Genomic DNA, 22,366 nt, shown 5'->3' with positions numbered 1-22,366 from the left:
TAAAATAAAAATTTTAAAAGGAAATATAAGGAAATATTATGAGTAAATATGATTTAAAACTAGGTGCTTATTTAAAAGATAATGTTTGTACTTTTTCTATATATTATTATTCTGAAAAAAAAGACGATATTTTTCTTTATCTTTATGAAAATGTTGAAGATAATTTACCTAAAAAAGTATATAAATTATCTGAAAATGAAAATAAATTTGGAAATATTTGGAGCATTAGCATAGATAATATCAAGGAGGGAACTTTATACAATTGGAATATTGATAATAAAATTGTACTTGACCCTTATGCTTTAGCTTTTACTGGAAATTCAAATATCTTAGACAAAAAAGCTATCGTTATAAAAAGTGAAGAAAATTTTCCTTTGAAAAAAAACTTAAAAAACAAAAAAGATTTAATTATTTATGAAACTCATATAGGACTTTTTACAAAAAATAAAAATTCTAATATCAATAATAGAGGAACTTACTCTGGATTTATAGAAAAAATACCTTATTTAAAAAATCTTGGAGTAAATTGTATTGAATTTTTACCAGTTTTTGAATTTGATGATTTAGTAAAAAATAAAACTCCAAATGGAGATACTTTAAGAAATGTTTGGGGATACAATCCAATCAATTTTTTTGCTTTATCTAAGAAATATTCTTCTGATAAAAATTTGAATTCTTTTAATGAAATTAAAGAATTTAAAAATTTAGTTTCCGAGCTTCATAAAAATGGAATCGAAGTAATTTTAGACCTTGTTTATAACCATACAGCAGAATCTGGTCTTAATATGCCGGAATATAATTTTAAAATTTTAGCCGATGATGTTTTTTACTCTAAAAATGAAAAAGCTGATTATTTAAATTTATCTGGTTGTGGAAATACATTAAATTGTAATCATAAAATTGCAAAAGATATGATTATAGATTCTTTACTTTATTGTTATCTAGATTTAAATGTTGATGGTTTTAGATTTGATTTAGCTTCTATTTTAGGTAGAGATGATAAAGGGCACTGGATTGAAAACTCTATTCTTAAAGAACTTGCTGAACACCCTATATTATCCCAAGCTAGACTAATATCTGAAAGTTGGGATATTGGTGGCTACTTTGTTGGAAAATTTCCAAATTCTTGGAGTGAATGGAATGGTATTTATAGAGATACTATTAGGAAATTTATCAAAGGTGAATTTGGTCAAGTTGAAGATTTAACAAGGAGATTAACTGGAAGTTTAGATGTTTTTAGAAATTCTAAAAGCACTTCTTCAAGTATTAATTTTATAACTTGTCATGATGGTTTCACTATGTGGGATTTACTTAGTTATAATGAAAAACATAATCTTGAAAACGGTGAAAATAATCGAGATGGAGAAAATAATAACAACTCATATAATTATGGTTTTGAAGGTAAAACAAATAATCTTGAAATATTAAGTATAAGAAAACAACAATTAAAAAATATGTTATTGATTCTTTTTATTTCTCAAGGTATACCAATGATACTTATGGGAGATGAAATTGCCAGAACACAAAATGGAAATAATAATGCTTATTGTCAAGATAATATTACAACTTGGTTCGATTGGAATAGAAAAAAAGATTTTGAAGATATTTTCTCTTTTACTAAAAATATGATAAATTTTAGAAAAAAATATTCTACCTTTAGAAAAGATCGACCTTGGGAATTTAATAAGGAATTGTTTTTGCATGGAGTAAACTTAAATCAACCTGATTTAAGCTACTATTCACTTTCTATTGCTTTTCAAATAAAAGATTTAGATGAAGATAAAGAATTTTATATTGCGTTAAACTCTTATACTGATGGCTTAAACTTTGAATTGCCTAAACTTGAAAATAAAAAATGGTTTTTATTGACAGATACTTCAAAGACAAATAAAGATAATTTTTTAGAAAAAGAGTTTAATAACTCTCATTATAATTTAGCTCCTAGGTCTTCTATTATAATGATAGCTAAATAATTAAATTTTTATCTTTTTAAAACTATATTATAAGCCCCTGATAGCCGTATGAGTTCTACGAGCTCAATAAACACAGGCTCTTCGAACTAATACGGACATCGGGGCTATCTTTTGGATAATTTAAAAATAAGTGAGTTATTTTTCCAGATTTTAGATTAAAAATCAAATAGAGTGAGCCGAACAAATCTTGGCGTGTCTGAGCTAACTTGTTAGCGAGTTTTGCCAAATTTGTAGCGAACTCTTGATTTTTAATCGTTAAGAAATCTGGTTATAACGAACTATTTTTAATTAATAAATTAAAATTTTAAACATTATATTTGTCTTGAATTTCATTAAAAAGTTCGTTATCAATAGGAATATCTGCATTATATAAACTTTTTATAACTCTTTCAAATGGAATTATAGCTACTGACATTACTATTCCTTTAGGTAATGCCATTCTAAATGTTTTTAATTTTATCAAAAGCTCATCTAATTTTTTATCTCCTATTGGAAAAGTTATAAGAGCGTCTGAACCAGGCCAAACTTTAGTTTGTTGATGTTTTATATTCTTTTCTATTGCTCTTTTTACATTACTTTCAATTGTATAGTAATAAATATCTATCATAGCAAAAAAATCTTCCAACATTCTTACTTGACTATCATTTATATGTAACATAATCAGCTTATAACTTGTACTTTCTGTATCATTCATATTTCTTACATTATCCATCAATTTTCTCCTTTTCCTTAATTTTTTTCTTATCTTTTTTTCTAAATTTTTCTAATATCTTTTGAGTAAAATCATCAACTACTGAATAAAGTATTGGAATTAATACCAATGTTAATATTGTTGAAAATGACAATCCAAATATAACGGTTATAGCCATACCTCTATAAAATTCTGAACCTTCTCCAAGTCCTAATGCCATAGGTAACATCCCTAACACTGTTGTCATTGTTGTCATAAGTATAGGTCTTAATCTTGTTTCACAAGAGTAAATTACTGAGTACTCTTTATCATAACCTCTTATTCTCATTGTTTTAATGAAATCTATAAGAACAATAGCATTATTTACAACAACTCCTGCAAGTAAAATAACTCCTATCATTACCATTATATCTATTGGTTGTCTCAAAATAACAAGACCCCAAATAACTCCTATTAACGCTAATGGAATAGAACCTATTATTATAAATGGTAGTAAGAAACTTTCAAATTGTGCTGCAAGTAAAGCATATATTAAGAAAATTGAAATTGACAATGCAAACGATAATTGCCCCATTGTTTTTTGCATATTTTCTGTTTGTCCTCCCCAACTATATGAAATACTTGACGAAGGATTCAAACTTTTAAATTCTTCAATTATTTTTGATTGTATAGCTCTTAAACCAACTCCACCATCATTTCCAGAAATAGTAACAGTGTAAATACCATTTTTCTTTCTTATTTCAGAAGTTCCTTCAGCATACTGTAAACTTGCAACATCTGATAATTTAATAAATTTATTATCTCCAATTTTTATATTTAAAGATTCAAGAACATTCACATCTGTTCTTTTTTCTTTAGGTAATCTTATATAAACATCTATCTCTTCACTATCCGTTTTTAAAGTTGCAGGATTAGCTTTATCTCCTCCAAGCATATAGTAACTAATCGTTTGAGCAACTACAGCCGGATTTATTCCATAACTTCTTATTTTATCCCTATCTATATTTATTCTTAATTCAACTATTCCCGGATCAAGAGTTGAAGATATATCAACCATTCCATTATAACTTTGAAGTTTTTGTAAAAGTTCTTTCCCCACTTGTTTAATTTCATCTTGATTTGAACCTTGTAATAAAAATTCAACATCTTTTCTTGATTGTCCTCCAGAAAAACTATTACCTAGAGATATTCTTGCATCTAAAATCTTAGAAGCTTTTTCTCTGACATTATCCATAATTGTAAATACACTATCTTTTCTTGTATTTTTCTTTCCAACATTAGCATTTACAGAAATATTCGATGTACTTACTAACATCATATAACTTTGAGTATGAGGATCATTTTTTACAATTTCTTCTAATTCTTTCCCTATTCTTTGAGCCTTTTCTAAGTCTGTTCCTTTTTGTAATTCAGCTGTTAATGAGTACTTTCCTTCATCTTGTTTAGGCATAAACTCAAATTTTAATAATTTAGGTCCTGTTAAAATACTGAAAAAGAATAAAAATACCATAATAAGTATTGTCTTAGCCTTATGTGCATAAGCCCAATTAATAATTTTCAAATATTTTTCTTTAACTTTTTTTAATATTTTTCCATCTTCAGATTTCATAGATTTTCTATTCAAAAATCTACTTGCCAACATAGGTATCATAGTTATTGCAACTATTATTGCAGCAAGATTTGAAAATATGATTGCATAAGACATATCCCTAAAAAATTCTCTTGCAAGTCCAGGAATAAATAATATCGGAAGAAAAACTACTATAGTCGTTAATGCAGAAGCTATAACAGAAAAAGTAACCTCTTCCGTTCCATTCTCAGCAGCTTCCATAACAGGAGAATTTAATTCTGTTATATGTCGATATATATTATCCACAACAACAACGGAGTTATCAGTAAGCATACCAACACCTATTGAAAGTCCCATAAGTGAAATCAAGTTAAGAGTTGTTCCTCTCATTGCTAAGAAAGCAAATGTAAATACTATTGCAACAGGAAGAGCTAATGATATCAATACAGTTGTTCTAAAACTTTTTAAGAAAATAAAAAGTACTATAGTTGCTAACACTAAACCTTGAAGAGCTGAACTTGAAACATTTGAAATTGAATTATTTATATTTTCAGAAGAATCCATTTCTATACTATATTCTGTCCCAGCTGGCATATATGGTTTCATTTCTTCAATAGCTTTAAAAGCTGCATTATTTAAAGTTATAGTATCTCCATCAGAAGATTTTTGTAACATAACAACAACCGATTCTTTTCCATTAAGATAACCTAAATTATCAGGGTCTTCTGTTGTTAATACTATATTAGCTACATCTTTTAATCTTAAAGTATTTCCATTAGAACTAATCAATATATTTTCATATTGTTCTATATAATCTAAGTCTCCCATAAATCTAATTATCATATTTTTATTTCCAGTTGATAATTTCCCAATAGGATAGGTTGCAACTGATGTCCTTACAACATTATATAATTCCATAGGAGATAAATTATATGAAGCTAATTTATCACTATCTACTTGTATTTGTAGTTGCTTTTCTGGGTTTCCAAAAATATCAACTTGCCCAACCCCAGGTAAACTTTCAAGTCTAGGTTTTAATTGTTCTTTAATAAAAGTTGTAAGAGCTGTCTTACTATTTGCATTAAATGCTATAATTGCTGTCATATTACCACTAGCAGCTTCAACTTTTCTAACCAGTGGTGTATTAGCATCTTTAGGCAAACTGTTTGCTATCTTTGAAACTTCTCTTTGAATTTGAGTAACTTTTTCATCAGTATTAACTCCATAATCAAAATTTACAATAACCGAAGAAACTCCATAAGAAGATACAGTTTGTATCTTATCAACAGCTTCAACATTTGAAAGACTATCTTTTACTTTTTTTGTGATTTGTGTTTCCACATCTTCACTAACTGCTCCAGTCCAAACTGTAGAAATTGTAACAACTGGAACTTTTATATCTGGTATTAACTCTTTTTTCATTGAAAACATCGAAAGTAGACCAATGAAAATAAATGATATCATTACCATTGTTGTTGCAACTGGTCTACGTATCGAAATTCCAGCTAATGACATTATTTTTTCACCTCAACTTCATCATTATCTTGAAGCCCAAATAATCCCTTAACAATTATTTGATCTCCTTCTTTTATTTCAGGAGAAGAAATTTCTGTATATGGTAAATTTGTTGCTCCTACAGTAACTTGTATTAATTTTGCTTTTCCATTTTCTAATTTGTAGACATAATTTAACAAATCTCTTGTAACTACTGCCTCATCTTCTATACTTAACACTTGAGATTGACCTACTGGAATTATAACTTTTCCAAACATACCATCTTTTATTTCTCCATTTGGATTATCAAGACTTAATTTTACACTAAAATTCTTAGTTGTTGCATCTGCAATAGGATTTACTTCTGCAACTTTTGCTACATAATCTTTACCTAGAGCATCTATTCTTACTTTTATTTCATCACCTAGTTTTACTTTAGATATAGCTTCAGGTGTAACTCCAACATAAGATTGCATTTTACTATCATTCAATATTGTAAATAAAGTTTGTTTAGCTCCTATATCGTTTCCTTCTTTTATAAATAGGTTACCAACTACCCCATCAATTTCAGCTCTTGCAACAAGTTTTGAATAATTGTTTTGAGCATTCATATAAGTAGCTTTAGCAACTTCTAAGCTACCTTGTGCACTTGTATAGGAACTTTCATAATTTGCAAACTCTAAGTATGAAATTAATTGCTTGTCATATAAAGTTTTAAATTTTTGATAATTATTTCTAGCTATATTATAATTAGAACTTGCAGCTTGATAATTAGCTTTAGCTTGTAAGAAGTCAGCTTCAGTTTGAGCATCTGATAGTTTTACTATAAGTTCTCCTTTCTTTACTGTTTCACCATTTCTTTTATATATTTTTTCTACTGTTCCACCTTTATTAGTTGAGAAATCTATTTTATTTAAAGGTTCCCATACAGAGCTTGAATCAAAAAGTTTTGACATTTCTCTTGTTTGCACAGTATTCACTTCTACATTTTTTACAATCTTTTTTTCTTCAACAGGATTTTCTTTTTTATCTCCACAACCAACTATAAATATACTCATAGCTAGAATTAGTCCCAATATTTTTTTCATTTTTTCCTTCCTTTCAAATCAATTACATTTATATTAACAACGATCTGTATTTTTCAAAAGCATAATAATAATCCAATAAAGTTTTATTGTAGTTTATACTTGCTTGTCTATATTTATTTTCAGAATCTAAATAATCTATTATTGATAACAATCCTGCATCGTATCTTTCTTGATCTTGTTCAAATGTAAGTTTTGCTGCTGCCAATGCTTTTTCTTGAGAATCTTTTTGTTTTTCAAGACTCAACAAGTCTAAATAAGCACTTTTTACTTCAATCTCAACATTTTCTTTTACTGAGTTTTCATTTAAAGCTTGCTTTTCTGCTTCTAATTTAGCTACTCTATAATTATCAAAATCTTTTCCAAAAGAAAAAACTTTCCAAGATACTTCTACTCCACCTAGCCATTCTCCATCTTTAGAACTTCTATTAAAAGTTGTTCTTTCTGTTGTAGAATATCCAGCAAAAGCACTAACTTGAGGTAACATATCTCCTATAGCAGCATTTTTAGTTGCAAGAGCTACTTTATGTTGTTCTGAAGCTATTTTAGATGTTAAACTTTCTTCAACTGCCTGTTTTAAATCTCTGTCTAAACTTATTTGTGATGTTAATGTTTCAGGTATATCAAAATCTTTTAAGATAAGATTTTCATTTTTATCAATTCCTGTTCTGACATACAATCTTTCTTTATTTGAGTCTATCATATTTTGGTTACTTATTATTTGTGATTGAATTTGTTTTAATGAATAGTCTGTTCTTAATAAGTCAGTTTTTGTTATTAATCTTAATTTTAATTGTTCTTCTTGTTTTTTATATCTTTTTTCTAAAATATTTTCAGATTTTTTTAAAGCTTCCATGTTTTTTTCAGCATTTATTATATTGGAATATATTTTTATCGTATCAAGTCTATTTTGAATTTTGCTTTTTAAATAGGTATAACTAGCTATATTTTCATAAGCTTTAGCTCCTTTAATTGTTGATATTATACTTCCACCAGCAAATAGTGGTTGAGCTATCCTTATACTTTGAGTATAACCCCTTTTTCTATCTAAATACATAGATTCACTCTTAGGTAATATTTTTCTTTCATGCTCACCAATGGAATATCTCCCACTATAATTTAATGATGGTAAGGCATTTTTTAATGCTTTACTTACATTTATATTTGAGATTTCTAAATTTTTCTCCGAAATTTTAACTTCTTTACTATTATTAAGTGATAAATCTATAGCCTGTTCTAAAGTTATTTCTTTAGAAAAAGATATAAAATTTACTAACAACAAACAAGTTACCACTATTTTTTTCATTTTTCCTCCTAATATTTTTTTATTTTTTAATTAAAATTTCTATTATTCTGTTTTTGATAAATTCTATATTATCTTTCATTTCTTTACTTTGATAAGATTTTTTTATCTCTTCCAAACTTTTAACAGAAAATTTATTTTGATTAAAGTCTATATTTTCCATCGCTAGATAAAATTCCATCATACTGAATAATAGCTTTGTACATCTTTCTATATCCTCTCTTTTTATTTTTATTTCATTGATATACTTCAATAAGTTAGCTCTTATATTATCCATTATTGAGTGAACTATTTCTTTCATTTTTTTAAAAGTTTCTTCATTTAAAATTTCATAATTTCTTTTTAAATTTAGCATTACTATTTCTAACTTTAAAGTATTTTCTTCTGCTAGAAATAAAGAACTATAGGAAAGAGAATTTTCAATAAATTCTTGTATAGAGTTAGTTTTCTCATTCACATATTCTATAAATTTTATAGTTTCTCTTTTATACTCTTCTAATATTTCGTTTAACATTTCATCTTTAGAAATAAAATAAGTATAAAAACTTCCTTTTGATATACCAAGCTCCGTTGTTAATTTATTAATTGAAATATTTCCATAACCATCGGAAATTATCATATCTTTTGCTTTTTCTAAAATTAAATGTTTCTTATCAATATTCTTATTTATTGTAATGCAACTCCTTTCTATATATAACATAATGGAGTCTCTTGATAGCCGTATGAGTTTTACAAGCTCAGTAAACACAGGCTCTTCGAACTAATACGGACATCAGAGACTAATTTTCACTACACAACTATGACCAGCCAGTCAATGACCGAGTAGTCACTTATTATAATAGCAGTAGTTTTATTTTTTGTCAATAAAAATAAATTTTTATTTTGTATTTTTATTCTTAATATTGCTAAGAAATCACTATTGTTATATAATTGTTATAAAATAAAGTCTCTTGATAGCCGTATGAGTTCTACGAGCTCAATAAACATCAGAGACTAATTTTTGATATTTAATTTTAGACTTTTCTAATAAAATAAAAAATATGATTGAGGTAAAATATGTTATATATAGTAACAGCATTATATATTGAAGCTAAGCCTTTAATATTATTATTTGATTTAAAAAAAGATAATAAATACACTAAATTTCAAGTTTTTTCAAATGATAAGGTAAAACTTATTATAAGTGGAACTGGGAGAATTAAATCTTCAGTTGCTCTAACTTATTTAGTATCTAATCTAAATATTGAAGAAAAAGATTTTGTAGTTAATATAGGTTTTGTTGCTAGTTGTAGTGAAAAATCTAATCTAGGAGATATTATTCTTGCTAATAAAATTAAAAATGCTTATTCAGAAATAAATTATTATCCTGAAATAGCTTACAAACATAACTTTATAGAGGGAAGTATAAGTACTTTTGATAAAGTTATTGAAAAAAGTATTGAGAATGTAGAATACATAGATATGGAAGCCTATGGTTTTTTCCAAACTGCTTCCATTTTTTTTAAAAAAAATAAAATTCTAACATTAAAAATTGTTTCTGATATATTAAAAGAACTATCAAAAGACAGAAAAATTTTAAATTTTGAAGATGACAATTCACTTAATAAAATTTATAGTAATATTTATAACTTTTTATTAAAAATTTTAAATTATCAACTTGAAAATAAAAATAATTTTTCTAATGATGAACAAGATTTGATAAAAAAAATATTAGAAAATTTGAAATTAAGTGATACAATGACTTATGAACTTTTGAATATTTTAAAATATTTTAAGATAAAATATAATCATATAAATTTTTTAGAAAAATACTCAAAAGTTGAAGTAAAATCAAAAAAAGATGGTAAGTTATTCTTTGAAGAAATTAAAAGTTTAGCTAAAACAAATAATAATATTGAGAAAAAAGAATCAATAACAGAATTAGAAAATAATAAAAATACATTATTTTTACAGGGAAGATTTTCTCATATCTATGTTGAAAGAAAAGTATTGTCACATAAAAATACTAAGGATATACTAAGTAAGTTTGAAAATGCTAAAATAATAGTTATAGAAAATTATAAGGAAGTTTTTTCTAGTAATAATCAAGATTTCTGTTTACAAAAACTAAGTCAAAATTTAATATTAGCCTCAAATAAAGACAATATGATTTATGCCGGAGCTAAGGTCTGTGAAAATTTTGATAATGATAACTTTTATTATACTTCGTCTATTATAAACTGTATTTATGACTGTGAGTATTGCTATTTACAAGGAGTTTACCCATCTGCAAATATAGTTATTTTTGTGGATATAGAAAATGTTTTTGAGCAGGTTACTAGCTTGTATGAAAAATTAGGTTCTCTTTATCTTTGTGTTTCATATGACACAGACTTACTAGCAATAGAAAATATTTGTAATTTTTCTAAAAAATGGTACCATTTCATTAAAGATAAACAAAATTTAAAAATAGAGATGAGAACAAAGTCAGGAAATATTGATAGCTTTTTAGAATTAGAACCTGTTGATAATTTTATACTAGCCTTTACTTTATCACCTAAAGATATTGTTCAACAAAGTGAGAAGAATACTGGTAGTTTAAAAAGTAGAGTTGAAGCTATTAAAAAACTTCAAGGTAAAGGTTGGAGTGTTAGAATTTGTATTGACCCTATTATTTATTACAATGAGTTTGAAAAAAATTATTCGGAATTGATAGAATATTTATTTTATAACATAGATAGAAATAAAATAATTGACATAAGTATTGGAGTCTTTAGAACATCGAAAGATTATCTAAAAAAAATGCGAAGTCAAAATAATGACTCAGAGATTTTATATTATCCTTTTGAATGTGTGAATGGTGTTTACACTTATTCAGATAATCAAAAAAATGATATGCTAAAATTCGTAAAAGATGAACTTTTAAAATATATAGATGAAAATAAAATTTTTATGTAATAAAATCTCTTGAAAATCATATAATTTATAAGTTTAAGAAATATAAATTCTTTGAACTTATATTGACATCAGAAATTAATAGAGTAAAAGATTGGAGTATTATGAATATTGCTTTAGTTACAGGAGCTACATCGGGTATAGGCTATGAAATAGCTAAAAAATTATTAGAAATGAACTATACTGTATATGGCTTTGGTAGAACTTTTATAAAAAATAAAAAAAGAATTTTTGAAAATTATGAAAATTTTATTCCTGTTGAAGTAGATTTAGTAAAGTTAGACCAACTTGAAAAAACTTTACATCAACTTAAAAAAATAAATTTTTCACTTATTGTAAATTCAGCTGGAATTGGATATTTTGGTCTGCACGAAGAAATGAATATATCAAAAATTAAGAATATGATAAGTGTTAATCTACAAGCACCTCTTATTATTTCTCAATATTTTTTAAGAAATTTGAAAGAAGTAAAAGGTACTATCATTAATATTTCCTCTGTTACAGCTGTTAAAGAAAGTCCACTAGCTTCAGTTTATTCTGCAACAAAAGCAGGACTTAGTCAATTTTCTAAAAATTTATTTGAAGAAGTTAGAAAGTATGATGTTAAAGTTATAAATATTCAGCCTGATATAACTAAAACAAACTTTTATGAAAATAATACTTATTTTGAGTACGATGATGATGAAAAATCTTATATTGAGCCTAAAGATATTGCAAACACAGTAGAATTTATACTAAAAAATATTGACAAAATAGTTTTTAGCAATGTTACAATAAAGCCACAAAGACACAAGGTTAAAAAGAAAGGACAAATTTTAAAATGAAAATTTCTGTATTAGGTAGTGGTAGTGCTGGAAATTCAACTTTTATTGAAATTGATGGCTATAAATTATTAATAGATGCTGGATTTAGTTGTAAAAAAACAGAAGAAAAATTAGAACAAATTGGTAAAAAACTTTCAGATATATCTGCTATTTTATTAACTCATGAACACAGTGACCATATAAATGGTGCTGGCATAATAGCTAGAAAATATGATATACCTTTATTTATTACTCCTGAAAGTTATGAAGCTGGACTTTTAAAATTAGGACAGTTAAATAAAAACTTAGTAAACTTTATTGACGGAGATTTTATATTGGATAATAAAGTAAAAATTACTCCTTTTGATGTTATGCACGATGCAGTAAGAACTGTCGGATTTAGGTTAGAAAATCAAAGTAATCAGAAAATAGCAGTTTCTACTGATGTCGGTTATATAGATAATATTGTTAGGGAACACTTTAAAGATGTTGATGCCATGGTTATAGAAAGCAATTATGATTATAATATGCTTATGAATTGTTCTTATCCATGGAATTTAAAAGCAAGAGTAAAAAGTAGAAATGGTCATTTATCTAATAATGATTGTGCTAGATTTATAAAAGAGATGTACACTGATAAATTAAAAAAAGTTTATCTTGCTCATATTAGTAAGGATAGCAATAATCCAAATATCATAAGAGAAACTTTAAATGATGAATTTCTAAAAACAACAAATAGATTTAATTATGAAATAACTAACCAAGATGATGTAACAAAATTATTTGATATTAATGAGTAGGTGAGTTTATGGAAAAATTTGATGAGATTTTAGAGGATATAAGATTTGAAGTAGAACATATAGGAAGAGAGTTAATTCCTGAAAATAAAAGAGAAGTAAAAATTGGAATGGGTAATAAAAATGCCCCTATTCTTTTCATAGGAAATGATCCTAATCTATACGAAGATGAAAATTTTAGAGTTGCTGTTGGTTCAAGTGGTGAATTTTTAGTTAAATTACTTGATATAGCAGAAATTACATCAGATATGTATTATATTACAACTCTTACTAAAAGAGATTTAAAAGTAAAAATCTTTAATGAAGATGATAGAAAAAAATTAATTGATTTACTATTTATGCAAATAGCTCTTATAGATCCAAAAATAGTTGTTTTTCTAGGCTTAGATATTGCTCAAATAGTTGAAAATAGGGAAATTAACTTTGAAGAAGAAAGAGGAAATTTTATTCATTGGAGAGGGAATACAAAAGTTCTTTTAACTTATGAAGTTGAAGAAATTATTAAGGCAAGAGCTGATAGTGGTAAAAAATCTGTTAAAGCAACTAATTTTTGGACTGATATTAAAAATATAAAAGCTGAGTTGATGAAGGATGAATAAAAAAGAAGTTAGAAAAATTATCCGAGAAAGACGAGAAAATCTATCAAAAGAATATATTGAAAAAGCTAGTGATATAATATTTCAAGCTCTATCAGAAGATGAAAATTTTAAAAATGCCAAAATTATTATGAGCTATCTTGATTTTAAAAATGAAGTTATGACTGATAAAATAAATAATTTTATTAAAAATCAAAATAAAATTCTTGTACTACCTAAAGTTATAAGTTCAGATAAAATGATAGTTATTGAAGATAAAGGAAAATATACTCAAAGTAAATTTGGAAATTTTGAGCCAGATGGAGAGGAATATACTGGAAGAATAGATCTTATTATTACTCCGGGTGTTGCTTTTGATAAACTTAAAAATAGAGTGGGATTTGGTAGAGGATACTATGATAGATTTTTTGAAATTCACAAAGAAGCAATAAAAATTGCTATTGCTTTTGATATTCAAATTTTTGAAGATGAGATTGAAACAGATATCTACGATAAAAAAGTAGACAAATTAATTACTGAAACTAAAATATATTAGGAGGTTTATTATGTCAGATAAAGAAATTTTAGATATTGCCAAAAATATCTACGATATTGAAATTAAAAGTTTAGAGGTTAGAATGAACAATCTAGACAAATATTTTGTTGAGGCCACTAGAAAAATATTAGAGTGCAAAGGAAAAGTTGTTGTTACTGGTATAGGAAAAACTGGAATTATTGGTAAAAAAATATCAGCCACTTTAGCTTCTACAGGGACTACGAGCACTTTTATGAACTCTACTGAAGGTTTACATGGAGATTTAGGTACTCTAAATAAAGAAGATATTGTAATTGCAATTTCTAATAGTGGTGAAAGCGACGAAATTATTTCTATTATGCCTGCAATCAAAAATATTGGTGCATATATTATAGCAATGACTGGAAACATAAATTCAAGACTTGCTAAAGCTTCTGATTTATATCTTAATACTCATGTTGAAGAAGAAGGCTGTCCATTAAATTTAGCTCCAATGTCTTCTACAACAAATGCTTTAGTTATGGGAGATGCTCTTGCAGGTTGCTTGATGAAACTTAGAAATTTCACCCCTCAAAATTTTGCAATGTATCATCCCGGTGGTAGTTTGGGAAGAAAACTTCTTACTAAAGTTGGAAATCTTATGCAATCTGGAACAGCTCTTGCTCTTTGTAAAAAAGATTCCAGTATGGAAGAAATTGTTATTCTATTGAGTGAAAAAAAACTTGGTGTTGTATGTGTTATGAATGATGATAATACAATACTTGATGGAATTATTACTGAAGGAGATATCAGAAGAGCATTAAAACATAAAGAAGAATTTTTCAAATTAAAAGCTCAAGATATTATGACAATTAACTATACAAAAGTACAAAAAGACCAAATGGCAACTCAAGCTCTTTCTATTATGGAAGATAGACCTACTCAAATCAATGTTTTGCCCGTTTTTGATGGAGAAAATTTTGTAGGTGTTATAAGAATACATGACTTACTAAAAGTAAGATAAAATAACAAGGTTAGTCTCTGATGTCCGTATTAGTTCGAAGAGCCTATGTTTATTGAGCTCGTAGAACTCATACGGCTGTCAAGAGACTCTTTTTATTATATAGAAAAGTATAAATTTAATATAAAATTAGTCTCCGATGTCCGTATTACTCTGGAGAACATTTTGGTGAGCTCGGAAGAGTCATACAGCTGTCAGGAGACTTTATTATATTATTTCTTTCCTAAATATGCTTTACCCCAATCACAAAGACTATTTAAAATTGGTTCAATGCTTTCTCCTATTTCTGTTAAACTATATTCAACTCTTGGTGGCACTTCTGGAAATACTGTTCTTTTTATAATCTGATTTTCTTCAAGCTCTCTTAATTGACTAGTTAGAGTTTTTGTAGTTATATCTCCTAACATTCTTTGCAATTCATTAAAACGAACAACTTTATTTTTTTGAATATTCCATATAATTTGTAATTTCCATTTTCCTGATAAAATATTTATTCCTAAATTCATTGGACAAGTATTCTTAGAAATTATGATAGATTTTGACATATGAACCCTCCTTTAGCTTAGCATTAGTATCAAAAAAGATACTATATATTTTTTTTGAATGTACTTTTTTTTTATAAAATTTAGTGGTATATTTATATTATAACAAATTAATTAGATTATAAAAAATTTTTTTAAATAATGGAGATGAAGAAAATGGAAAAAAAATATGATTTATTGGTTATCGGATGGGGAAAAGCTGGAAAAACTTTAGCTGCTAAAGTATCAGCAAGTGGAAAAAAAGTTGCTATTATAGAAGAAAATCCTAATATGTATGGTGGAACTTGTATCAATGTAGGATGTTTACCTACTAAATCTCTTGTACATAGTGCTAAAATTTTATCTCAAGTTAAAAAATACGGTATTGATGGAGATTACAATTTTAAAAATGATTACTTTGTTAAATCTATGGAAAAGAAAAATGAAATGACAAAGAAATTAAGAAACAAAAACTACCTATTATTAGAAAATGCAGAAAATGTAGATATTTTTTTAGGTAAAGCTAGCTTTGTATCAAATAATGAAGTAAAAGTAAAAAAAACTGATGGAGAAGTTGTTTTAAAAGCTGAAAAAATAGTTATCAACACTGGTTCTGTTTCAAGAACTTTAAATATAGAAGGTGCAGACAATAAAAATGTTCTTACAAGTGAAGGTATTTTAGATTTAACTGCTCTTCCTAAAAAATTATTAATTATCGGAGCTGGATACATTGGTTTAGAATTTGCTTCTTATTTTGCTAACTTTGGTACAGAAGTAACTGTATTCCAATTTGATGATAGTTTCCTACCAAGAGAAGACGAAGATGAATCTAAAATAGTAAAAGAAACTTTGGAAAAGAAAGGTATAAAATTCTTATTTAATACAGCTACTAAAAAAATTGTTGCAAATGGAGAAGATGAAGTTAAAGTTGTTTATACAAGAGAAGGTAACGATTCTGAAGAAGTTTTCAATAAGGTACTAGTTGCCGTTGGAAGAAGACCTGATATCGATAATCTAGGTCTTGAAAATACAGATGTAAAAGTTGGAAAATTCGGAGAAATAGTTGTTAATGACGAATTAAAAACAGATGCTCAAAATATATGGGCTGCTGGAGATGTAAAAGGTGGACCTCAATTTACATATGTTTCATTAGATGATTTCCGTATAATTTTACCTCAAATCTTAGAAGATAAAGTAAAAAGACATGTATCAGATAGAGTAATGATTCCTACTTCTACTTTTATCGATCCTCCTTATTCAAGAGTTGGATTAAATGAAAAAGAAGCTCAAAGATTACGTATAAAATATACTAAGAAATTTGCTTTAACAATGACTATACCTAAAGCTCATGTTATAGATGAAACTGAAGGATTTACTAAGATTTTAATAAATGAAAATGATGAAATTATAGGTGCTAGTGTATTTAATTATGAATCTCATGAAATAATTAACTTTTTAGCATTAGCTATTAACCAAAAAATTAAAGTAGAAGTTTTAAAGAATTTTATTTATACTCACCCTATTATAACTGAAAGTTTTAATGATATATTAGCTTAATTATACTTAAACTTTCTACAAAGTCTCTTGACAACCGTATGAGTTTTATGAGCTTAATGAAGATAATCTCTTCAAACTAATACGGACGTCAGAGACTATTTTTTATTTAATTTTATGTCTCTTAACAGCCGTATAAGTTCTATGAGCTTAATGAAGATAGTCTCTTCAAACTAATACGGATATCATAGATTATTTTTTATCATTTAAATTGCTTATTTATATCAAATGCTGTTGATAAAAAAGTTTATACTATAACTTAGTATAATTTTCTTTGTCAGCTATGCAGAGTAAAAATTCATTTAAATGCCCGCAAACTCTAAGTTATATTATTTTTTTAGATTTTTAACTATTTTAGCTCAATACGAGACTCTTTTTAACGATTTTTTTTTGTTATTTTGTCCTTCAACAAATCGATTATTTATATTATATTTCTTATTTTTTATTATTTTCTAATATTTTTGATAATTTTATACATTCTTTTATTTCTGGATATCCTAACTTTAAAATCAATCCATCTAATTTATTACTAAAAATTTGATAATTTTTTTCTTAATCCATAATCTATTTTGAGTCTTTTAGCTAGTTTCTTTAATTTGGATAAATTGGCTTTTTTTTATTTGACTTTTTTTTTAAAATATTGTATATTTAAATCTATAACATATTATAACAAAAAATAATATATTATAACAAATTTAAAAAGGTGTGATAAATATGCTGTCAATGGAACGTCATCGGTATATTCTTCGTTACTTAGAAGAAAATGGAAATTCTACTCGTAAGGAATTAGCTAAACTTTTAAATGTAACAATTATGACAATTGGTAGAGATTTTAAAAAGCTCGAAGAAAAAGGTTTGTTAATTCAAACACATGGTGGAGCTACTCTCCCTGGATTTTTAATGGATGAAAAAAAATATGAAAGAAAGAAAGAAGAACACACAGAAATTAAAAGAAAAATTGCTAAAAGTATTTTTCAAAAAATTCAATCTAATATGACTATTATTTTAGATGCTGGTACAACTACTTATGAATTAGCAACTCTTTTAGCTAATTCATCTCTAAAAAATATCTGTGTAATAACTACTGATTTATATATTGCTTTAGAACTATATCAAAAAGAAAACATTAAAGTAATTTTATTAGGAGGAGAAGTTTCTTCTGAAACTGGGTCCACTGCTACCGTATTTTCACTACAACAAATTGAAGAATATAATGCTGACATAGCTTTTTTAGGAGTGTCTTCAATTTCAGAATTATTTGATTTGACTGTTCCAACAGAAATAAAAGCTTTTTTAAAAAGAGCAATGATGAAAATTAGTAAAGAAAGTATCCTATTAGTTGATAGCAGTAAATTTCAAAAGAAAAAATTATACAAATTTGCAAATATAAAAAACTTTGATTATATCGTTACAGATTATAATTTTTCAAAAGAAGAAATAGAAAAATATTATCTCAAAAAAAAGATAATAACTATTAAATAAAAAAAGGTGAGAAAAATGCAAAAATATATTGTAATAGCTGATGATTTAACTGGTTCTAATGCCACTTGCTCATTATTCAAAAAAATTGGACTAAGAGCAGCTAGTATTTTAAAATTACAAAGTGACAGAAATTATGATGTTGATGTTATCTCTTATTCCACTGCTAGTAGAGGTCTTGACAAAGAAGAAGCTTATAAAAAAGTCTCGGAAGCAATTAAAATATTAAAAAGCCAAGATATATTAGTCTACAACAAAAGAATTGATTCAACTTTAAGAGGAAATATAGGTGTAGAAATTAACGCTATGTTAGATAATTTAGAAAATGATAGAATAGCTGTTGTTGTCCCAGCTTACCCTGATTCAGGAAGGATAGTAGTTAATAAAACTATGTTAGTAAATGGAGTTTTGTTAGAAAATTCAGATGCTGGTAAAGATCCTAAAACTCCTATAAAAACATCTTGTGTTGAAAACTTAGTACAGAAAGATATTAAATATTCATCAACATATTTTACACTATCTGATATTGTGCAACCTATTGAAGAAATAGCTAAAAAAATTCAAGAAGCTATAAAAAAATCTAGAATTCTTATTTTTGATGCAGTCAATAATGAGGATATTATAAAGATATCAAAAGCTGTAATTCAAAGTGAAATAAATATTGTAACTGTTGATCCAGGTCCTTTTACTCTATATTATAGTAGAGAACTTCAAAAGAAAAATCATTTGGAGAAAAAAATATTAATGGTAATTGGTAGTGTTACCCCAACTACTAAAAAACAAATTGAATATATTTTACAAGAAGAAGATATTTTTCTTGTAAAAATGAAAATTGAAGATTTTTTTGAAAAAGAAAGTTGCTCAAAAGAAATTGAAAGAGTTATTTCATTTATAAAGAAAGGTATTTCAAATTATAATCTATTTTTAGTTACAACAAGCCCAATTGGTGATGAGGAAAAAGCTGACTTACAAAAACTGGCTAAAAATTTAAATACAACTGTTGAAGAAATTTCTAAAATTATAGCCAATACTTTAACTGAAACTGTTGTAAAAATTTTAAAAGAAACTGAAAAATTTGAAGGTATTTATAGTTCTGGTGGTGATATTACTATAGCTCTTTTAGAAAAATTAAAAGCAATTGGAGTAGAAATTCGTGAAGAAGTCATACCTTTAGCAGCTTATGGAAGAATCATAGGTGGAGATTTTCCTGATTTAAAATTAGTAAGTAAAGGAGGTATGGTAGGTGATGAAAAAACAATAAAATTATGTTTACATAAAATAAAAAACGATATTTAAAAGTTGTAAAATTAGGAGGAATGTATGAAAACAAAAATAGCTATCCCTATGGGAGATCCTGCTGGTGTTGGACCTGAAATCGTTGTAAAAACAGCCGTTTCAAAAGAAATTTTAGATTTATGTGATTTAGTAGTGATTGGAGATAAAAAAGTTCTTGAAAAAGCTACAGAAATTTGTCAAGTTAACTTAAAAATTCACACTATAAAAAATGTTGAAGAAGGAAAATATGAAAAAGGTATTCTAAATGTAATTGATTTAGAAAATGTAGATATTAACACTTTAGAATATGGAAAAATACAAGGAATGTGTGGAAGGGCTGCCTTTGAATATATAAAAAAATGTGTTGAATTAGCAATAGAACATAAAGTTGATGCTATCGCAACAACTCCAATTAATAAAGAATCTTTAAAAGCAGGAAATGTTAACTACATAGGACATACTGAAATATTAGGAGATTTATCAAATTCTAGAGATCCTTTAACAATGTTTGAAGTTGATAATATGAGAGTTTTCTTCTTAACTCGTCATATGTCATTAAGAAGAGCTTGTGATGCTATTACAAAAGAAAGAGTTTTGGAATATATAGAAAGATGTACAAAGGCTTTAAAACAATTAGGAGTAAGTGGAAAAATGGCAGTAGCTGGATTAAATCCACACTCTGGTGAACATGGACTTTTTGGAGATGAAGAAGTTAAAGAAATAACTCCTGCAATAGAGGAAGCTCAAAAATTAGGTTATGATGTAGTTGGACCTGTTGGAGCAGATTCAGTTTTCCATCAAGCTCTACAAGGAAGATACGTTGCTGTTCTATCTCTATATCATGATCAAGGACATATTGCTACAAAAACTTATGATTTTGAAAGAACAATTGCTATAACATTAGATATGCCATTTTTAAGAACTTCAGTTGACCATGGAACTGCTTTTGATATAGCAGGAAAAGGAATTGTAAGTGCTGTTAGTATGATAGAAGCCGTGAAATTAGCTGCAAAATATGCACCAAACTTTAAGAATATAAAATAAAAAGGAAGTGGATACTATGGAACAACAAATTTTAATTGGTTTATTAGTTGGTATTGTTTGTTTAATTTTTATGATTATAAAAACTAAAATTCATACATTTTTAGCTTTAATAGTTGCAACTATCATAGTTGGAATTGTTGGAGGAATGGAATATCCTCAAATTATTGGTAGTATTACAAAAGGTTTTGGTGGAACTTTAGGAAGCATTGGAATCATAATAGGTTTTGGAGTTATGATGGGACAACTTTTTGAAGTTTCTGGAGCTGCAAAAAAAATGGCTCTATGTTTCTTAAAAATTTTTGGAAAAGGTAAAGAAGAACTAGCAATGGCTATAACAGGTTTTTTAGTTTCTATTCCTATATTTTGTGACTCAGGTTTTGTTATTTTAACTCCATTAATAAAAGCTATTTCTAAGGAAACTAAAAAATCAATTGTATCTTTAGGACTAGCTCTTGCATCAGGATTAGTAATCACTCACTCTCTTGTCCCACCTACTCCTGGACCAGTTGGAGTTGCTGGAATATTTGGTGTTAGTGTTTCAAGTATAATTTTATATGGAATTATAATTTCAATTCCAATGGTATTAGCTTGTTTAGTGTTTGCAAAATATGCAGGAAATAGAATTTGGCAAATTCCTACCAGTGATGGAAAATGGACAAGAGATAAAAATTATGTAGATGATTTAAAAACTTCAAGTGTTTATGATGAAACTAATTTACCTTCTGCATTTCTATCTTTTGCTCCAATTATAGTTCCTATTATTTTAATTTTATTAGGAACTGTTACTAGTGCTATGAAACTTGAAGGAAAATTTGTATCTATTATTCAATTTATAGGAACCCCTGTATTAGCAGTAGGAATTGGTTTACTTATTACTATCTATGGTTTAACTAGAAGTTTAGATAAACAAAGAGTTTTAGATGAAGTTGAAATTGGAATAAAGTCAGCTGGAACAATTATTTTAATTACTGGTGCTGGTGGAGCTTTTGGAATGTTAATTAGAGATAGTGGTGTAGGAGATGTTATTGCTAAATCATTAATTGATACAGCATTACCACCTATTTTATTACCTTTTATAATTGCAACTTTAATTCGTTTTATACAAGGAAGTGGTACTGTTGCTATGATTACAGCAGCGTCTATAACTGCTCCAATTATTACTAAATTAAATGTTAATCCTGTTCTTGCTGCACTTGCAGCCTGTGTAGGTTCACTTTTCTTCTCATATTTTAATGATAGTTTCTTTTGGGTTGTCAATCGTTCAATAGGAATTACAGAAGGAAAAGAACAATTAAAACTTTATTCTATCGCAAGTACAATTGCTTGGGCAGTAGGAATTATTGTTTTATTAATACTTAATATTTTTATTAAATAATTTATCATTTAAAAAAAATGCCTATTTGTCAAATAGTGTTGATGAAAAAGTTTAGACTATGAATTAGTATAATTAAGAGAATTTTTGAAAATAAAAACTTGAAAATTCTCTTTTTTTATTATTATATAAATAATCCGTTCCTGAATTAATATATACTTTTGAAATTACTGAATTTTGAATATTTTTCTATCAATACAATCTTTTTTTACTATTTAATTTTATATCTTTCTAATAAGTAAAGTCTCTTGACAACCGTATGAGTTTTATGAGCTCAATAACCATAGGCTCTTAACTAATACGGACGTCAGAGACTATTTTTTATTTATTTTTATACTTCCCTTATAAATGAAAAAATAGT

Annotated in this window: 18 protein-coding genes; 12 read left to right on the top strand and 6 right to left on the bottom strand. The window is 26.6% G+C overall.

Going from position 1 to position 22,366, the window contains the following annotated elements; genetic code table 11:
* The first annotated feature begins 38 nt into the window (after positions 1-38).
* Positions 39-1,973, top strand: coding sequence for a glycogen debranching protein (locus tag BQ2505_RS04735; protein WP_074016629.1), 1,935 nt, complete (start codon positions 39-41; stop codon positions 1,971-1,973).
* A gap of 304 nt (positions 1,974-2,277) precedes the next feature.
* Here BQ2505_RS04735 and BQ2505_RS04730 read toward each other — a convergent pair whose 3' ends face one another.
* From BQ2505_RS04730 to BQ2505_RS04710, 5 genes are read right to left on the bottom strand one after another with little or no spacing between them, the layout of a single operon-like run.
* A complete protein-coding gene (locus tag BQ2505_RS04730) occupies positions 2,278-2,685 on the bottom strand; it encodes a hypothetical protein (protein ID WP_074016628.1) in 408 nt (135 codons plus the stop codon).
* Complete coding sequence (locus BQ2505_RS04725) at positions 2,678-5,749, bottom strand: efflux RND transporter permease subunit (protein WP_074016627.1); 3,072 nt, start codon at positions 5,747-5,749, stop codon at positions 2,678-2,680. Before BQ2505_RS04725 ends, BQ2505_RS04730 begins: the two co-directional genes overlap by 8 nt.
* Positions 5,749-6,816 (bottom strand): efflux RND transporter periplasmic adaptor subunit, encoded by a 1,068-nt coding sequence (locus BQ2505_RS04720; protein ID WP_074016626.1) that lies wholly within the window; start codon positions 6,814-6,816, stop codon positions 5,749-5,751. Before BQ2505_RS04720 ends, BQ2505_RS04725 begins: the two co-directional genes overlap by 1 nt.
* A 28-nt stretch (positions 6,817-6,844) precedes the next feature.
* Positions 6,845-8,119, bottom strand: coding sequence for a TolC family protein (locus BQ2505_RS04715; protein ID WP_074016625.1), 1,275 nt, complete (start codon positions 8,117-8,119; stop codon positions 6,845-6,847).
* A 19-nt stretch (positions 8,120-8,138) separates the two neighbouring features.
* Positions 8,139-8,786 (bottom strand): TetR/AcrR family transcriptional regulator, encoded by a 648-nt coding sequence (locus BQ2505_RS04710; protein WP_074017328.1) that lies wholly within the window; start codon positions 8,784-8,786, stop codon positions 8,139-8,141.
* Between the two features lie 386 nt (positions 8,787-9,172).
* On the opposite strand from BQ2505_RS04710, the gene BQ2505_RS04705 reads away from it, so the two are divergent.
* The 6 genes from BQ2505_RS04705 to BQ2505_RS04680 all read left to right on the top strand — a co-directional run bounded on the left by BQ2505_RS04705 (position 9,173) and on the right by BQ2505_RS04680 (position 14,763).
* On the top strand, positions 9,173-11,053 hold the full coding sequence (locus BQ2505_RS04705) for a spore photoproduct lyase family protein (protein ID WP_074016624.1): 1,881 nt from the start codon (positions 9,173-9,175) through the stop codon (positions 11,051-11,053).
* A gap of 101 nt (positions 11,054-11,154) precedes the next feature.
* Complete coding sequence (locus BQ2505_RS04700) at positions 11,155-11,874, top strand: SDR family oxidoreductase (protein WP_074016623.1); 720 nt, start codon at positions 11,155-11,157, stop codon at positions 11,872-11,874.
* On the top strand, positions 11,871-12,653 hold the full coding sequence (locus BQ2505_RS04695; RefSeq protein WP_074016622.1) for an MBL fold metallo-hydrolase: 783 nt from the start codon (positions 11,871-11,873) through the stop codon (positions 12,651-12,653). The genes BQ2505_RS04700 and BQ2505_RS04695 overlap by 4 nt, the downstream gene beginning before the upstream one ends.
* Before the next feature lie 8 nt (positions 12,654-12,661).
* Entirely contained in the window at positions 12,662-13,249 is a 588-nt protein-coding gene (locus BQ2505_RS04690; protein WP_074016621.1) for a uracil-DNA glycosylase family protein, read from the top strand.
* Positions 13,242-13,781 carry a 5-formyltetrahydrofolate cyclo-ligase gene (locus BQ2505_RS04685; protein ID WP_074016620.1) on the top strand — a complete coding sequence of 180 codons (540 nt, stop codon included), beginning with the start codon at positions 13,242-13,244 and terminating at the stop codon, positions 13,779-13,781. Before BQ2505_RS04690 ends, BQ2505_RS04685 begins: the two co-directional genes overlap by 8 nt.
* A 10-nt stretch (positions 13,782-13,791) precedes the next feature.
* Complete coding sequence (locus tag BQ2505_RS04680; RefSeq protein WP_074016619.1) at positions 13,792-14,763, top strand: KpsF/GutQ family sugar-phosphate isomerase; 972 nt, start codon at positions 13,792-13,794, stop codon at positions 14,761-14,763.
* 209 nt (positions 14,764-14,972) lie between these two features.
* Here BQ2505_RS04680 and BQ2505_RS04675 read toward each other — a convergent pair whose 3' ends face one another.
* A complete protein-coding gene (locus tag BQ2505_RS04675) occupies positions 14,973-15,305 on the bottom strand; it encodes a winged helix-turn-helix transcriptional regulator (RefSeq protein WP_074016618.1) in 333 nt (110 codons plus the stop codon).
* Positions 15,306-15,458: 153 nt separating this feature from the next.
* Here BQ2505_RS04675 and BQ2505_RS04670 point away from each other — a divergent pair, with 153 nt between their 5' ends.
* The 5 genes from BQ2505_RS04670 (at position 15,459) to BQ2505_RS04650 (ending at position 22,008) form a co-directional block, all read left to right on the top strand.
* Entirely contained in the window at positions 15,459-16,838 is a 1,380-nt protein-coding gene (locus BQ2505_RS04670; protein WP_074016617.1) for a dihydrolipoyl dehydrogenase family protein, read from the top strand.
* Positions 16,839-17,549: 711 nt separating this feature from the next.
* Entirely contained in the window at positions 17,550-18,317 is a 768-nt protein-coding gene (locus BQ2505_RS04665; RefSeq protein ID WP_074016616.1) for a DeoR/GlpR family DNA-binding transcription regulator, read from the top strand.
* A gap of 15 nt (positions 18,318-18,332) precedes the next feature.
* Positions 18,333-19,610, top strand: coding sequence for a four-carbon acid sugar kinase family protein (locus BQ2505_RS04660; RefSeq protein ID WP_074016615.1), 1,278 nt, complete (start codon positions 18,333-18,335; stop codon positions 19,608-19,610).
* 24 nt (positions 19,611-19,634) lie between these two features.
* Positions 19,635-20,633: a 4-hydroxythreonine-4-phosphate dehydrogenase PdxA gene (gene pdxA / locus BQ2505_RS04655; protein WP_074016614.1), complete on the top strand. Its 999-nt coding sequence runs from the start codon at positions 19,635-19,637 to the stop codon at positions 20,631-20,633.
* A 16-nt stretch (positions 20,634-20,649) separates the two neighbouring features.
* Positions 20,650-22,008 carry a GntP family permease gene (locus BQ2505_RS04650; RefSeq protein WP_074016613.1) on the top strand — a complete coding sequence of 453 codons (1,359 nt, stop codon included), beginning with the start codon at positions 20,650-20,652 and terminating at the stop codon, positions 22,006-22,008.
* The last annotated feature ends 358 nt before the right edge of the window (positions 22,009-22,366 follow it).

Origin of the sequence: Fusobacterium massiliense, from assembly GCF_900095705.1 — a bacterium.
Lineage (GTDB): Bacteria > Fusobacteriota > Fusobacteriia > Fusobacteriales > Fusobacteriaceae > Fusobacterium > Fusobacterium massiliense.
The sequence above is the reverse complement of the archived record's forward strand: the minus strand, read 5'-3'. Positions and strand labels throughout refer to the sequence as shown.

Excerpts from the sequence above, each read along its gene's own strand:
- BQ2505_RS04675 (WP_074016618.1), bottom strand. The coding sequence starts at position 15,305 with ATGTCAAAATCTATCATAATTTCTAAGAATACTTGTCCAATGAATTTA.
- BQ2505_RS04735 (WP_074016629.1), top strand. The coding sequence starts at position 39 with ATGAGTAAATATGATTTAAAACTAGGTGCTTATTTAAAAGATAATGTT.
- BQ2505_RS04700 (WP_074016623.1), top strand. The coding sequence starts at position 11,155 with ATGAATATTGCTTTAGTTACAGGAGCTACATCGGGTATAGGCTATGAA.
- BQ2505_RS04695 (WP_074016622.1), top strand. The coding sequence starts at position 11,871 with ATGAAAATTTCTGTATTAGGTAGTGGTAGTGCTGGAAATTCAACTTTT.
- BQ2505_RS04715 (WP_074016625.1), bottom strand. The coding sequence starts at position 8,119 with ATGAAAAAAATAGTGGTAACTTGTTTGTTGTTAGTAAATTTTATATCT.
- BQ2505_RS04680 (WP_074016619.1), top strand. The coding sequence starts at position 13,792 with ATGTCAGATAAAGAAATTTTAGATATTGCCAAAAATATCTACGATATT.
- BQ2505_RS04725 (WP_074016627.1), bottom strand. The coding sequence starts at position 5,749 with ATGTCATTAGCTGGAATTTCGATACGTAGACCAGTTGCAACAACAATG.
- BQ2505_RS04720 (WP_074016626.1), bottom strand. The coding sequence starts at position 6,816 with ATGAAAAAAATATTGGGACTAATTCTAGCTATGAGTATATTTATAGTT.
- BQ2505_RS04660 (WP_074016615.1), top strand. The coding sequence starts at position 18,333 with ATGCAAAAATATATTGTAATAGCTGATGATTTAACTGGTTCTAATGCC.
- BQ2505_RS04670 (WP_074016617.1), top strand. The coding sequence starts at position 15,459 with ATGGAAAAAAAATATGATTTATTGGTTATCGGATGGGGAAAAGCTGGA.
- BQ2505_RS04665 (WP_074016616.1), top strand. The coding sequence starts at position 17,550 with ATGCTGTCAATGGAACGTCATCGGTATATTCTTCGTTACTTAGAAGAA.
- BQ2505_RS04730 (WP_074016628.1), bottom strand. The coding sequence starts at position 2,685 with ATGGATAATGTAAGAAATATGAATGATACAGAAAGTACAAGTTATAAG.
- BQ2505_RS04650 (WP_074016613.1), top strand. The coding sequence starts at position 20,650 with ATGGAACAACAAATTTTAATTGGTTTATTAGTTGGTATTGTTTGTTTA.
- BQ2505_RS04685 (WP_074016620.1), top strand. The coding sequence starts at position 13,242 with ATGAATAAAAAAGAAGTTAGAAAAATTATCCGAGAAAGACGAGAAAAT.
- BQ2505_RS04705 (WP_074016624.1), top strand. The coding sequence starts at position 9,173 with ATGTTATATATAGTAACAGCATTATATATTGAAGCTAAGCCTTTAATA.
- pdxA (WP_074016614.1), top strand. The coding sequence starts at position 19,635 with ATGAAAACAAAAATAGCTATCCCTATGGGAGATCCTGCTGGTGTTGGA.
- BQ2505_RS04690 (WP_074016621.1), top strand. The coding sequence starts at position 12,662 with ATGGAAAAATTTGATGAGATTTTAGAGGATATAAGATTTGAAGTAGAA.